Origin of the sequence: Leclercia sp. LSNIH1 (assembly GCF_002902985.1) — a bacterium.
Classification (GTDB): Bacteria; Pseudomonadota; Gammaproteobacteria; order Enterobacterales; family Enterobacteriaceae; genus Enterobacter.
The window spans coordinates 4,548,346-4,561,868 of record NZ_CP026167.1; the positions used below are offsets into that span (position 1 = coordinate 4,548,346).

The window sequence follows — 13,523 nt, forward strand, 5'->3', positions numbered from 1 at the left end:
ATCAATGCTGAAAATTTTCTCAAATCCACCGAAACAGCTTCGGCGTTGTAAGGTTAAGCCTCACGGTTCATTAGTACCGGTTAGCTCAACGCATCGCTGCGCTTACACACCCGGCCTATCAACGTCGTCGTCTTCAACGTTCCTTCAGGAGCCTTAAAGGCTCAGGGAGAACTCATCTCGGGGCAAGTTTCGTGCTTAGATGCTTTCAGCACTTATCTCTTCCGCATTTAGCTACCGGGCAGTGCCATTGGCATGACAACCCGAACACCAGTGATGCGTCCACTCCGGTCCTCTCGTACTAGGAGCAGCCCCCCTCAATTCTCCAGCGCCCACGGCAGATAGGGACCGAACTGTCTCACGACGTTCTAAACCCAGCTCGCGTACCACTTTAAATGGCGAACAGCCATACCCTTGGGACCTACTTCAGCCCCAGGATGTGATGAGCCGACATCGAGGTGCCAAACACCGCCGTCGATATGAACTCTTGGGCGGTATCAGCCTGTTATCCCCGGAGTACCTTTTATCCGTTGAGCGATGGCCCTTCCATACAGAACCACCGGATCACTATGACCTGCTTTCGCACCTGCTCGAGCCGTCACTCTCGCAGTCAAGCCAGCTTATGCCATTGCACTAACCTCCTGATGTCCGACCAGGATTAGCTGACCTTCGTGCTCCTCCGTTACTCTTTAGGAGGAGACCGCCCCAGTCAAACTACCCACCAGACACTGTCCGCAACCCGGATTACGGGTCTACGTTAGAACACCAGCCATTAAAGGGTGGTATTTCAAGGACGGCTCCACGCAGACTGGCGTCCACGCTTCAAAGCCTCCCACCTATCCTACACATCAAGGACCAGTGTTCAGTGTCAAGCTATAGTAAAGGTTCACGGGGTCTTTCCGTCTTGCCGCGGGTACACTGCATCTTCACAGCGATTTCAATTTCACTGAGTCTCGGGTGGAGACAGCCTGGCCATCATTACGCCATTCGTGCAGGTCGGAACTTACCCGACAAGGAATTTCGCTACCTTAGGACCGTTATAGTTACGGCCGCCGTTTACCGGGGCTTCGATCAAGAGCTTCGCGTTGCCGCTGACCCCATCAATTAACCTTCCGGCACCGGGCAGGCGTCACACCGTATACGTCCACTTTCGTGTTTGCACAGTGCTGTGTTTTTAATAAACAGTTGCAGCCAGCTGGTATCTTCGACTGATTTCAGCTCCACCCGCAGGGGCTTCACCTACATATCAGCGTGCCTTCTCCCGAAGTTACGGCACCATTTTGCCTAGTTCCTTCACCCGAGTTCTCTCAAGCGCCTTGGTATTCTCTACCTGACCACCTGTGTCGGTTTGGGGTACGATTTGGTGTTACCTGATGCTTAGAGGCTTTTCCTGGAAGCAGGGCATTTGTTGCTTCAGCACCGTAGTGCCTCGTCATCACACCTCAGCGTTAAAAAGGTACCGGATTTACCTGGAACCTCCGCCTACATGCTTAAACCGGGACAACCGTCGCCCGGCCAACATAGCCTTCTCCGTCCCCCCTTCGCAGTAACACCGAGTACAGGAATATTAACCTGTTTCCCATCGACTACGCCTTTCGGCCTCGCCTTAGGGGTCGACTCACCCTGCCCCGATTAACGTTGGACAGGAACCCTTGGTCTTCCGGCGAGCGGGCTTTTCACCCGCTTTATCGTTACTTATGTCAGCATTCGCACTTCTGATACCTCCAGCATGCCTCACAGCACACCTTCGCAGGCTTACAGAACGCTCCCCTACCCAACAACACATAGTGTCGCTGCCGCAGCTTCGGTGCATGGTTTAGCCCCGTTACATCTTCCGCGCAGGCCGACTCGACCAGTGAGCTATTACGCTTTCTTTAAATGATGGCTGCTTCTAAGCCAACATCCTGGCTGTCTGTGCCTTCCCACATCGTTTCCCACTTAACCATGACTTTGGGACCTTAGCTGGCGGTCTGGGTTGTTTCCCTCTTCACGACGGACGTTAGCACCCGCCGTGTGTCTCCCGTGATAACATTCCCCGGTATTCGCAGTTTGCATCGGGTTGGTAAGCCGGGATGGCCCCCTAGCCGAAACAGTGCTCTACCCCCGAGGATGAGTTCACGAGGCGCTACCTAAATAGCTTTCGGGGAGAACCAGCTATCTCCCGGTTTGATTGGCCTTTCACCCCCAGCCACAGGTCATCCGCTAATTTTTCAACATTAGTCGGTTCGGTCCTCCAGTTAGTGTTACCCAACCTTCAACCTGCCCATGGCTAGATCACCGGGTTTCGGGTCTATACCCTGCAACTTAACGCCCAGTTAAGACTCGGTTTCCCTTCGGCTCCCCTATACGGTTAACCTTGCTACAGAATATAAGTCGCTGACCCATTATACAAAAGGTACGCAGTCACACCCGAAGGTGCTCCCACTGCTTGTACGTACACGGTTTCAGGTTCTTTTTCACTCCCCTCGCCGGGGTTCTTTTCGCCTTTCCCTCACGGTACTGGTTCACTATCGGTCAGTCAGGAGTATTTAGCCTTGGAGGATGGTCCCCCCATATTCAGACAGGATACCACGTGTCCCGCCCTACTCTTCGAGTTCACAGCAAGTGTGCTTTCGTGTACGGGAGTATCACCCTGTACCCTGCGACTTTCCAGACGCTTCCACTAACACACAAGCTGATTCAGACTCCGGGCTGCTCCCCGTTCGCTCGCCGCTACTGGGGGAATCTCGGTTGATTTCTTTTCCTCGGGGTACTTAGATGTTTCAGTTCCCCCGGTTCGCCTCGTTAACCTATGTATTCAGCTAACGATAGTGTGACGAATCACACTGGGTTTCCCCATTCGGACATCGCCGGGTCAAGGGTTCATATCACCTCGCCGGCGCTTTTCGCAGATTAGCACGTCCTTCATCGCCTCTGACTGCCAGGGCATCCACCGTGTACGCTTAGTCGCTTAACCTCACAACCCGAAGCTGTTTCACTTCGTGTTGTGAAAATTTGAGAGACTCGAACACACCTTCATCTGTTCTTATTACGGAGAACAGACACAGTGTGTCGTTTCAATTTTCAGCTTGATCCAGATTTTTAAAGAGCAAATATCTCAAACATGACTCTGAAGTCAGTTTTGAGATACTGTTTGGTTGTGCCTTTCACTCACACCCAGCAAGTGGCGTCCCCTAGGGGATTCGAACCCCTGTTGCCGCCGTGAAAGGGCGGAGTCCTAACCGCTAGACGAAGGGGACACGAGGTGTCACGACTTCGCAGCCGTCTTGCTTTCTACTTTCTATCAGACAATCTGTGTGGACACTACAAAGGCAGGTTCTTTAAGGTAAGGAGGTGATCCAACCGCAGGTTCCCCTACGGTTACCTTGTTACGACTTCACCCCAGTCATGAATCACAAAGTGGTAAGCGCCCTCCCGAAGGTTAAGCTACCTACTTCTTTTGCAACCCACTCCCATGGTGTGACGGGCGGTGTGTACAAGGCCCGGGAACGTATTCACCGTAGCATTCTGATCTACGATTACTAGCGATTCCGACTTCATGGAGTCGAGTTGCAGACTCCAATCCGGACTACGACGCACTTTATGAGGTCCGCTTGCTCTCGCGAGGTCGCTTCTCTTTGTATGCGCCATTGTAGCACGTGTGTAGCCCTACTCGTAAGGGCCATGATGACTTGACGTCATCCCCACCTTCCTCCAGTTTATCACTGGCAGTCTCCTTTGAGTTCCCGGCCTAGCCGCTGGCAACAAAGGATAAGGGTTGCGCTCGTTGCGGGACTTAACCCAACATTTCACAACACGAGCTGACGACAGCCATGCAGCACCTGTCTCAGAGTTCCCGAAGGCACCAAGCCATCTCTGGCAAGTTCTCTGGATGTCAAGAGTAGGTAAGGTTCTTCGCGTTGCATCGAATTAAACCACATGCTCCACCGCTTGTGCGGGCCCCCGTCAATTCATTTGAGTTTTAACCTTGCGGCCGTACTCCCCAGGCGGTCGACTTAACGCGTTAGCTCCGGAAGCCACGCCTCAAGGGCACAACCTCCAAGTCGACATCGTTTACGGCGTGGACTACCAGGGTATCTAATCCTGTTTGCTCCCCACGCTTTCGCACCTGAGCGTCAGTCTTTGTCCAGGGGGCCGCCTTCGCCACCGGTATTCCTCCAGATCTCTACGCATTTCACCGCTACACCTGGAATTCTACCCCCCTCTACAAGACTCAAGCCTGCCAGTTTCAAATGCAGTTCCCAGGTTGAGCCCGGGGATTTCACATCTGACTTAACAGACCGCCTGCGTGCGCTTTACGCCCAGTAATTCCGATTAACGCTTGCACCCTCCGTATTACCGCGGCTGCTGGCACGGAGTTAGCCGGTGCTTCTTCTGCGAGTAACGTCAATCACTGTGGTTATTAACCACAATGCCTTCCTCCTCGCTGAAAGTACTTTACAACCCGAAGGCCTTCTTCATACACGCGGCATGGCTGCATCAGGCTTGCGCCCATTGTGCAATATTCCCCACTGCTGCCTCCCGTAGGAGTCTGGACCGTGTCTCAGTTCCAGTGTGGCTGGTCATCCTCTCAGACCAGCTAGGGATCGTCGCCTAGGTGAGCCATTACCCCACCTACTAGCTAATCCCATCTGGGCACATCCGATGGCAAGAGGCCCGAAGGTCCCCCTCTTTGGTCTTGCGACGTTATGCGGTATTAGCTACCGTTTCCAGTAGTTATCCCCCTCCATCAGGCAGTTTCCCAGACATTACTCACCCGTCCGCCACTCGTCACCCGAGAGCAAGCTCTCTGTGCTACCGTTCGACTTGCATGTGTTAGGCCTGCCGCCAGCGTTCAATCTGAGCCATGATCAAACTCTTCAATTTAAGTTTGATGCTCGTGAATTAAACTTCGTAATGAATTACGTGTTCACTCAGAGACTTGGTATTCATTTATTGTCCGAGGACATTAAGAATCCATGTCACTTTGAGTGCCCACACAGATTGTCTGATAAATTGTTAAAGAGCAGTGCCGCTTCGTTTTTCGCTGCGGCGCGGGTTGTGCATACTACGCTTTCCCGCTTCAGAGTCAAGCGATTATTTCACGCTTTTCTCTGCTGATTCGGCGGCTTGCTTGCCGTTGTTCCGTGTCAGTGGAGGCGCATTATAGGCAGTTCTTCGGAGCTGGCAAGTATAAAGTGAAAATTATTTATCGACCGCTCACTTTCCAGGCAATTCCGCATTTGGACCTCTATTTTTGCCTGGTTTTTAAACAAAAACGAGCCCTCCGGGGGCTCGTTTTTGCGTTTTGTGATTTACTGCACTGCCACAATGCGATCGTCGTTGGCTTCCAGACGGATAACTTTGCCCGGAATCAGCTCCCCAGAGAGGATCTGCTGTGCCAGCGGGTTTTCGATCTGCTGCTGGATAGCACGTTTTAATGGACGCGCACCGTATACCGGATCGTAACCATTCTCGCTCAGCAGCTTCAGCGCATCGTCGGAAATGTGAATTTCATACCCACGCTCTTCCAGACGTTTATAGAGACGCTGCAGCTGAATCTGCGCAATCGAGGCAATGTGTTTCTCACCCAGAGGATGGAAGACCACCACTTCATCAATACGGTTGATGAACTCAGGACGGAAGTTATGGCTCACCACCCCGAGCACCAGGTCCTTCATATGGCTGTAGTCCAGTTCACCGAAACGTTCCTGAATCAAATCAGAACCCAGGTTCGAAGTCATGATGACAACCGTATTACGGAAGTCGACCGTTCTCCCCTGCCCGTCCGTCAGACGACCATCATCCAGTACCTGTAGCAGAATGTTGAACACATCCGGATGCGCTTTTTCCACCTCATCCAGCAGGATGACGGAATAAGGACGACGGCGCACTGCTTCCGTCAGGTAACCGCCTTCTTCATAACCAACATAACCAGGAGGCGCACCGACCAGACGTGAAACGGAGTGTTTTTCCATAAACTCGGACATATCGATACGCACCATCGCATCGTCACTGTCGAACATAAAGTTAGCCAGCGCTTTGCACAGTTCGGTTTTACCGACGCCGGTTGGCCCCAGGAACAGGAACGAACCAATCGGGCGATTCGGATCGGAAAGCCCTGCGCGACTACGACGGATAGCATTCGATACCGCTTCAACCGCCTCGTTCTGCCCAATCACACGATTATGGAGATCCTGTTCCATACGCAGCAGTTTTTCACGTTCGCCTTCAAGCATGCGCGCCACCGGAATCCCGGTCCAGCGAGCAAGCACTTCAGCAATTTCCGCATCCGTCACTTTATTACGTAACAGACGCATCGTTTTACCTTCCGATTGCGTCGCCATCTGAAGCTGTTTTTCCAGCTCAGGAATTTTGCCGTACTGCAGTTCAGACATGCGCGCCAGATCGCCCACACGACGCGCCTGCTCAATGGCAATTTTTGCCTGTTCAAGCTCAGCTTTGATTGTTTGAGTGCCAGACAGGGAAGCTTTCTCGGCTTTCCACTCTTCTTCTAACTCAGAATACTGGCGCTCTTTATCATCCAGCTCTTCATTAAGCATATCCAGACGCTTTTTACTCGCTTCATCAGACTCTTTTTTCAGCGCCTGCTGTTCCAGCTTGAGCTGAATGATCCGGCGATCGAGTCGGTCCAGCTCTTCTGGCTTGGAGTCAATCTGCATACGAATACTGGAGGCCGCTTCATCGATAAGGTCGATCGCTTTGTCAGGCAGCTGTCGGTCAGCAATATAGCGATGCGACAAGGTAGCAGCCGCCACGATGGCCGGGTCAGTAATCTGCACATGGTGGTGCAGCTCATAGCGCTCTTTCAGGCCACGCAGGATCGCGATGGTATCTTCCACTGACGGTTCAGCCACAAACACTTTCTGGAATCGACGTTCCAGAGCAGCATCTTTTTCAATGTACTGACGATACTCATCAAGCGTGGTGGCGCCCACGCAGTGCAGCTCGCCGCGAGCAAGAGCGGGTTTCAGCATGTTCCCGGCATCCATGGCACCATCGGCTTTACCTGCTCCCACCATCGTGTGCAGTTCGTCGATAAACAGAATGACGTTGCCTTCCTGTTTCGCCAGATCGTTGAGCACGCCTTTTAAGCGTTCTTCAAATTCGCCGCGGTATTTGGCCCCGGCCACCAGCGCGCCCATATCCAGTGCCAGTACACGGCGGCCTTTCAGACCCTCCGGCACTTCACCATTGACGATACGCTGGGCAAGCCCTTCCACAATAGCCGTTTTACCGACGCCCGGTTCACCAATCAGCACCGGGTTATTTTTGGTACGGCGCTGCAGAACCTGAATGGTACGGCGGATCTCTTCGTCACGGCCAATGACCGGGTCAAGCTTGCCCTGTTCCGCACGCTCAGTCAGGTCGACCGTATATTTTTTCAATGCCTGACGCTGATCTTCAGCACCCTGATCGTTCACGCTCTCACCTCCGCGCATTTGTGCAATCGCCTGCGTCACATTGGCGGTAGTTGCGCCAGCTGTTTTCAGCAGGTCGGTCAAGGTGCCACGTGATTCAAGCGCCGCCAGAACAAAGAGCTCTGACGAAATAAAGTTGTCGCCGCGTTTCTGCGCCAGTTTGTCGCACAGGTTTAATACGCGAACCAGATCCTGAGACGGCTGAACATCTCCGCCTGTGCCCTCTACCTGCGGTAAACGGCTCAGCGCCTGATCGATGGCTGTGCGTAACTGGCCCGCATTAATGCCGGCAGATGTCAATAAAGGACGTACCGATCCCCCTTCCTGATTCAGTAAGGCGCTCATTAAATGAAGAGGTTCGATAAACTGATTGTCGTGCCCCAGTGCGAGAGACTGGGCATCGGCGAGAGCAAGCTGGAATTTATTAGTAAGACGATCCAGACGCATAACTCCTCCCATAACAGGTCAAAATTGCTACTGGAGATTAAATGAGGTCATCCCTCAATTATTCAAGGTGAATGACCTGAATTATGCGAAAAGAAAACGGCGCGTACCGGATCGTCTTGATTCTATAGGTTATATCAGCCAAATGAAACTTGCCATACGCCCGGTAGTCTTGTCGCGGCGATAGGAAAAGAAATCATCGTTTTCGGTGAAGGTGCAGCGATCGCCGCCGTAGATCTGGCTGATACCGACGCGGGTCAGGCGCTGGCGGGCAAGCTGGTAAATGTCCGCCATATACTTATCCCCGGCCGGAAGAAAAGCGCTCTGCGCCTGCGGATCGTGCGCCATAAAAGCGTCACGCACCTCCGGCCCCACTTCAAAAGCCTGTGGGCCAATGGCCGGGCCAAGCCAGGCGATGATGTTATCCGCGCCGTCGGCAAAACAGGAGACGGTCTCTTCCAGTACGCCGGCGCACAATCCGCGCCAACCGGCATGGGCGGCGGCCACTTCCGTGCCCGCACGGTTGCAGAAAAGCACCGGCAGACAGTCAGCAGTCATGACGGCACAAACCGTGCCCGGAGTATTGCTGTAAGACGCATCGGCACGTTTCGAGGCATACGGTTCACCGGTGAGACGAAGCACAGCGGTACCATGTACCTGTTCAAGCCAGACCGGTTTTGACGGCAACTTGCCTGCCGCAAACAACCGCTTACGATTCTCTTCAACGTGATCGAGGTTATCGCCACAGTGAGCGCCCAGGTTCAATGATTCCCAGGCCCCCTCACTCACGCCGCCGATACGGGTTGAACTGCAGGCCGCCACACCTTCTGGCGCAGGCCACTCCGGGACAATCAGTTTGGTCATAACCAGTCCACGTCATCCTTATGTTCTTCAAAATCGGCACGCATCGCGTCGATAAGATCCACCATATCCTGTGGAATTGGCGCATGCCATTCCATCTCAATGCCGGTGATCGGATGGTAGAGACGTAGCATGGTTGCGTGCAGGGCCTGGCGGTCGAATTTACGCAGCATCGCGATAAATTCGTCAGACGCCCCTTTCGGTGGACGCGGACGACCACCGTACAGCTGATCGCCCACCAGCGGATGGGTGATATGGGACATATGCACACGGATCTGGTGCGTACGGCCCGTTTCCAGACGCAGACGCAGACGCGTATGAATGCGGAAATGCTCCATAATGCGGTAGTGCGTGACGGCCGGTTTACCCATCGGGTGAACGGACATGTGGGTACGCTTGGTCGGATGGCGACTGATAGGCTGCTCTACCGTGCCACCGGAGGTCATATGCCCAATAGCAACCGCTTCGTATTCACGGGTGATTTCACGCAGCTGCAGGGACTCCACCAGACGCGTCTGCGCCGGAATGGTCTTGGCAACGACCATCAGGCCGGTGGTGTCTTTATCCAGACGGTGAACGATCCCCGCACGCGGTACGTCCACAATAGGAGGATAGTAGTGCAGCAGGGCGTTCAGTACAGTGCCGTCAGGGTTACCTGCGCCAGGGTGTACAACCAGATCGCGCGGCTTGTTAATAACCAGGATGTCGTCATCTTCATAGACGATATTCAGCGGGATATCCTGAGGCTCAAAACGGACTTCTTCTTCGATATCAGCATTGATGGCGACCACTTCCCCACCCAACACTTTCTCTTTTGGCTTGTCCCAGATCTTGCCATTTACCAGCACGCGCTGGTCAAGAATCCATTCTTTTATGCGTGAACGCGAATAATCAGGGAACATTTCGGCCAAAGCCTGATCTAAGCGTTGTCCGAGCTGTTTTTCGGAGACTGTTGCGGTGAGTTCTACTCGTTGTGCCATAGACTGCTTCTTCGTTTAACGTTGGGTTTTACGGCTTTGCCGTTTAATATAGTGTGCTATTGTAGCTGGTCTTAATCGGGAGCAGGAAAGAGATTCTCCCGGACAAACATTTGAGGAAAGTCAAAACGTCATGACGCGCATGAAATATCTGGTGGCAGCGGCCACGTTGAGCCTGGCTTTGGTAGGCTGCTCCGGTTCGAATGAACAGGTCCCTGACAATCCGCCGAATGAAATCTATGCGACTGCTCAGCAAAAGCTGCAGGACGGTAACTGGAAACAGGCGATAACGCAACTGGAAGCGCTGGATAATCGCTATCCATTTGGCCCGTACTCCCAGCAGGTACAGTTGGATCTGATCTACGCCTACTATAAAAATGCCGATCTGCCACTGGCCCAGGCGACGATTGATCGCTTCATGCGTCTGAATCCGACCCATCCGAATATTGACTACGTGATGTATATGCGCGGCCTGACCAATATGGCGCTGGATGACAGCGCGCTGCAGGGCTTCTTTGGTGTGGATCGCTCCGACCGCGACCCGCAGCACGCCCGCGATGCGTTTAATGACTTCTCTAAACTGGTTCGCGGCTACCCGAACAGCCAGTACGTAACGGATGCCAGCAAACGTCTGGTGTTCCTGAAAGACCGTCTGGCGAAATACGAATACTCTGTGGCGGAATACTATACCCGTCGTGGTGCATACGTTGCCGTCGTGAACCGCGTCGAAGGCATGCTGCGTGATTATCCGGATACTCAGGCAACGCGTGATGGCCTGAAGCTGATGGAAAACGCCTATCGCCAGCTGCAGATGACCTCCCAGGCTGACAAAGTGGCGAAGATCATCGCCGCGAACAGCAGCAGCTCCTGATCGTCCAGTAGAATGCAAAACGGCAGCCTCAGGGCTGCCGTTTTTTTTATCCATTTCCGCATCAAGCTGAACCGGTTTAGCCTGCACGAATCCTATCAACTATGGCCGCAATTTGTCGCTTCGACAAGGTAAATGTTACGTGTTCCTGTCCTGCCTCACAAAAAGAATCCGTTGACAAAAAGTGACATAAAAATGTGATTTACATCACACATTTTGACATTAGGAACGGTATGCTGGACTCACCAAGACGGGAAAGACCAGAGGTAAAATTTATGACAATGAACATTACCAGTAAACAAATGGAAATTACTCCGGCAATCCGCCAGCACGTCGCAGACCGTCTCGCCAAACTGGATAAATGGCAAACACACTTGATTAACCCACATATCATTCTCTCTAAGGAGCCACAGGGTTTCATCGCTGACGCAACTATCAATACTCCAAACGGCCATCTGGTCGCCAGCGCGAAACATGAGGATATGTACACCGCCATCAACGATTTGATTAACAAGCTGGAACGGCAGCTCAATAAAGTGCAACACAAAGGTGAAGCCCGTCGCGCCACAACATCGGTGAAAGACGCCAGCTTCGCAGAAGAAGTTGAAGATGAGTAATCCCTTACATTGAGTCTATCGCCAACGCGCCTTCGGGCGCGTTTTTTATTGACAGGGTGAAAACAGTACGGGTACTTTAAGTCTGTCTTCTGAAGGAATTTTCCATGACCATTAAACCGTTTTTCTTCGCATTCTTTTTTACCTTCCCCTGATTGGGAGGCGTTTCGTCGTGTGATAAAGAATGCGAAGACGAACAATAAGGCCTCCCACACCGGGGGGCCTTTTTTATTGATAACGATAAATGACAAAGGCAACGCTATGACACCGGAAAACCCGTTACTGGATCTGCGAGATAAGATCAGCGCTCTGGATGAAAAATTGCTTTCACTACTGGCCGAACGCCGTGCGCTGGCCGTTGAGGTCGGAAAAGCAAAGCTGGCTTCACATCGTCCGGTACGCGATATCGATCGGGAGCGCGACCTGCTGGAACGCCTGATTAACCTTGGTAAAACGCACCATCTGGATGCGCACTACATTACCCGTCTGTTCCAGCTGATTATCGAAGATTCCGTTCTCACCCAGCAGGCGTTGCTGCAGCAGCATCTGAACAAAACTAATCCGCACTCGGCGCGTATTGCCTTCCTGGGACCAAAAGGGTCCTATTCCCACCTCGCTGCACGTCAGTATGCTGCCCGTCACTTCGAAGAGTTTATTGAGAGCGGCTGCGCGAAGTTCGCCGATATTTTCAATCAGGTAGAAACCGGCCAGGCAGATTACGCTGTCGTGCCGATTGAGAACACCAGTTCCGGTGCCATCAACGACGTTTACGATCTGCTCCAGCACACTACGCTGTCGCTGGTCGGCGAGATGACGATCCCGATTGACCACTGCGTACTGGTTTCCGGAACGACTGACCTCGACAAGATCGAGACGGTCTACAGCCACCCACAACCTTTCCAGCAGTGCAGCCAGTTCCTGAACCGCTATCCGGGCTGGAAAATTGAATATACCGAAAGCACGTCAGCCGCGATGGAGAAGGTCGCACAGGCCAACTCCCCCACCGTTGCCGCGCTCGGCAGCGAAGCGGGCGGGGCGCTGTATGGCTTACAGGTGCTGGAGCGCAACCTGGCCAACCAGACGCAAAACATCACCCGTTTCATCGTGCTGGCGCGTAAAGCAATCAACGTCTCCGATCAGGTGCCGGCCAAAACCACCCTGCTGATGGCGACGGGCCAGCAGGCCGGCGCGCTGGTTGAGGCTCTGCTGGTACTGCGCAATCACAATCTGATTATGACCAAACTGGAATCGCGCCCTATTCATGGCAACCCGTGGGAAGAGATGTTCTATCTCGATATCCAGGCCAACCTGGAGTCTGCGTCCCTGCAGAAAGCCCTGCGTGAACTGGGTGAGATCACCCGCTCCATGAAGGTGCTGGGATGCTATCCGAGCGAAAACGTCGTCCCGGTCGATCCGGCTTAACGCGCGATAAATGGGCCTTTTTTCACTCCTGCCACGCTGACGGGCAGGGTGAAAATGGCGCCGGAAAGAGGATATGCCGCCACCTCCTGTGCGTCCATGTTCTCACGGGTGGTGGTAATAAACAGCGTCTGCATATCATCGCCCCCAAAACAGACCATTGTCGGACAGCGCACCGGCAACCGGTACTCTTCCAGCTGTTCGCCCTGCGGTGAAAAACGGGCGATCCGCCAGCCGTCAAACAGCGCGCTCCAGTAACAGCCCTCCACATCCACCGCCGCGCCGTCCGGGATCCCCTCCCCCGGCTGGAACCGGCGAAAGACTTCCCGTTTACCCGGTTCGCCCTGCTCATCCAGCGGCGTACGGTAGATCACCGCATTGGGCGTGTCTGAGGTGTACATCCAGCGCCGGTCATCGCTAAAGGCCAGCCCGTTATGGCCGTGGATATCACACTGGATCACCTCCGGCGTCAGGTCGTTATCGATACGCATCAGCAAGGCGCCGTTATAGTCCCCCGGAGCCCAGAATGTGCCCGCGTAAAAGCGGCCGAAATGATCGGTTCCCCCGTCATTAAAGCGTGCCAGCTGCGGGTTCGACGGATTATCACAAACTTTTCGTTGTAGCAGCCCATGCTTATCCGCCAGCCAGATGCCCGTGCGCATGGCGACAATAAAGCCCCCATCCTGACGCAGCGCGAAGCACCCCACCTCTTCATGGAAGGATAAAACGCTGTGTTCACCCGTCGGCAGATGGTAGCGGTGGATCTCGCCTTCCAGAATATCCGCCCAGTAGAGCGCGCTTTCTGCTTCGCTCCAGGTGGGGCACTCTGGTAAGTGCCCCGTATAGTCAAACAAAACGCGTGGTTCAGCCATGACAGTTCCCCAAAATAAAAAAAGCCAGCAGTGCTGGCTTTCAGTATATA

At 53.5% G+C, this 13,523-nt stretch carries 8 protein-coding genes, 1 tRNA gene, 2 rRNA genes and 1 other annotated feature; of the genes, 4 read left to right on the forward strand and 7 right to left on the reverse strand.

What is annotated here, in order from left to right:
• Positions 1–49: 49 nt before the first annotated feature.
• The 6 genes from C2U54_RS22430 to rluD form a co-directional block, all read right to left on the reverse strand.
• Positions 50–2,953 (reverse strand): 23S ribosomal RNA (locus tag C2U54_RS22430).
• A 208-nt stretch (positions 2,954–3,161) separates the two neighbouring features.
• A tRNA-Glu gene (locus tag C2U54_RS22435) sits at positions 3,162–3,236 on the reverse strand.
• Positions 3,237–3,323: 87 nt separating this feature from the next.
• Positions 3,324–4,863: ribosomal RNA gene (locus C2U54_RS22440) — 16S ribosomal RNA — on the reverse strand.
• The 16S and 23S rRNA genes sit together here with 1 tRNA gene alongside, the layout of an rRNA operon.
• A 428-nt stretch (positions 4,864–5,291) precedes the next feature.
• A complete protein-coding gene (gene clpB / locus C2U54_RS22445) occupies positions 5,292–7,865 on the reverse strand; it encodes an ATP-dependent chaperone ClpB (protein ID WP_103180772.1) in 2,574 nt (857 codons plus the stop codon).
• Positions 7,866–7,994: 129 nt separating this feature from the next.
• On the reverse strand, positions 7,995–8,726 hold the full coding sequence (yfiH, locus tag C2U54_RS22450) for a purine nucleoside phosphorylase YfiH (RefSeq protein WP_103180773.1): 732 nt from the start codon (positions 8,724–8,726) through the stop codon (positions 7,995–7,997).
• The gene (gene rluD, locus C2U54_RS22455) at positions 8,723–9,703 is read right to left on the reverse strand and encodes a 23S rRNA pseudouridine(1911/1915/1917) synthase RluD (protein WP_103180774.1); all 981 of its coding nucleotides are present in this window, start codon (positions 9,701–9,703) and stop codon (positions 8,723–8,725) included. The genes yfiH and rluD overlap by 4 nt, the downstream gene beginning before the upstream one ends.
• Before the next feature lie 130 nt (positions 9,704–9,833).
• Between rluD and bamD the strand changes: the two genes are divergently transcribed.
• The 4 genes from bamD to pheA all read left to right on the forward strand — a co-directional run bounded on the left by bamD (position 9,834) and on the right by pheA (position 12,604).
• Positions 9,834–10,571, forward strand: a complete 738-nt coding sequence (bamD, locus tag C2U54_RS22465) for an outer membrane protein assembly factor BamD (RefSeq protein ID WP_103180775.1) — start codon at positions 9,834–9,836, stop codon at positions 10,569–10,571.
• Positions 10,572–10,843: 272 nt separating this feature from the next.
• A complete protein-coding gene (gene raiA, locus C2U54_RS22470; protein ID WP_032613238.1) occupies positions 10,844–11,185 on the forward strand; it encodes a ribosome-associated translation inhibitor RaiA in 342 nt (113 codons plus the stop codon).
• Positions 11,186–11,288: 103 nt separating this feature from the next.
• Positions 11,289–11,414: a sequence feature (Phe leader region), on the forward strand.
• Positions 11,290–11,337, forward strand: coding sequence for a hypothetical protein (locus tag C2U54_RS27635; protein WP_193312005.1), 48 nt, complete (start codon positions 11,290–11,292; stop codon positions 11,335–11,337). (Overlaps the previous feature by 48 nt.)
• A 29-nt stretch (positions 11,415–11,443) precedes the next feature.
• On the forward strand, positions 11,444–12,604 hold the full coding sequence (pheA, locus tag C2U54_RS22475; protein WP_103180776.1) for a bifunctional chorismate mutase/prephenate dehydratase: 1,161 nt from the start codon (positions 11,444–11,446) through the stop codon (positions 12,602–12,604).
• On the opposite strand, the gene C2U54_RS22480 is transcribed toward pheA, so the two are convergent.
• Positions 12,601–13,473 carry an SMP-30/gluconolactonase/LRE family protein gene (locus C2U54_RS22480; RefSeq protein ID WP_103180777.1) on the reverse strand — a complete coding sequence of 291 codons (873 nt, stop codon included), beginning with the start codon at positions 13,471–13,473 and terminating at the stop codon, positions 12,601–12,603. The genes pheA and C2U54_RS22480 overlap by 4 nt on opposite strands.
• Positions 13,474–13,523 lie beyond the last annotated feature (50 nt).

Excerpts from the sequence above, each read along its gene's own strand:
- yfiH (WP_103180773.1), bottom strand. The coding sequence starts at position 8,726 with ATGACCAAACTGATTGTCCCGGAGTGGCCTGCGCCAGAAGGTGTGGCG.
- raiA (WP_032613238.1), top strand. The coding sequence starts at position 10,844 with ATGACAATGAACATTACCAGTAAACAAATGGAAATTACTCCGGCAATC.
- clpB (WP_103180772.1), bottom strand. The coding sequence starts at position 7,865 with ATGCGTCTGGATCGTCTTACTAATAAATTCCAGCTTGCTCTCGCCGAT.
- pheA (WP_103180776.1), top strand. The coding sequence starts at position 11,444 with ATGACACCGGAAAACCCGTTACTGGATCTGCGAGATAAGATCAGCGCT.
- C2U54_RS22480 (WP_103180777.1), bottom strand. The coding sequence starts at position 13,473 with ATGGCTGAACCACGCGTTTTGTTTGACTATACGGGGCACTTACCAGAG.
- bamD (WP_103180775.1), top strand. The coding sequence starts at position 9,834 with ATGACGCGCATGAAATATCTGGTGGCAGCGGCCACGTTGAGCCTGGCT.
- rluD (WP_103180774.1), bottom strand. The coding sequence starts at position 9,703 with ATGGCACAACGAGTAGAACTCACCGCAACAGTCTCCGAAAAACAGCTC.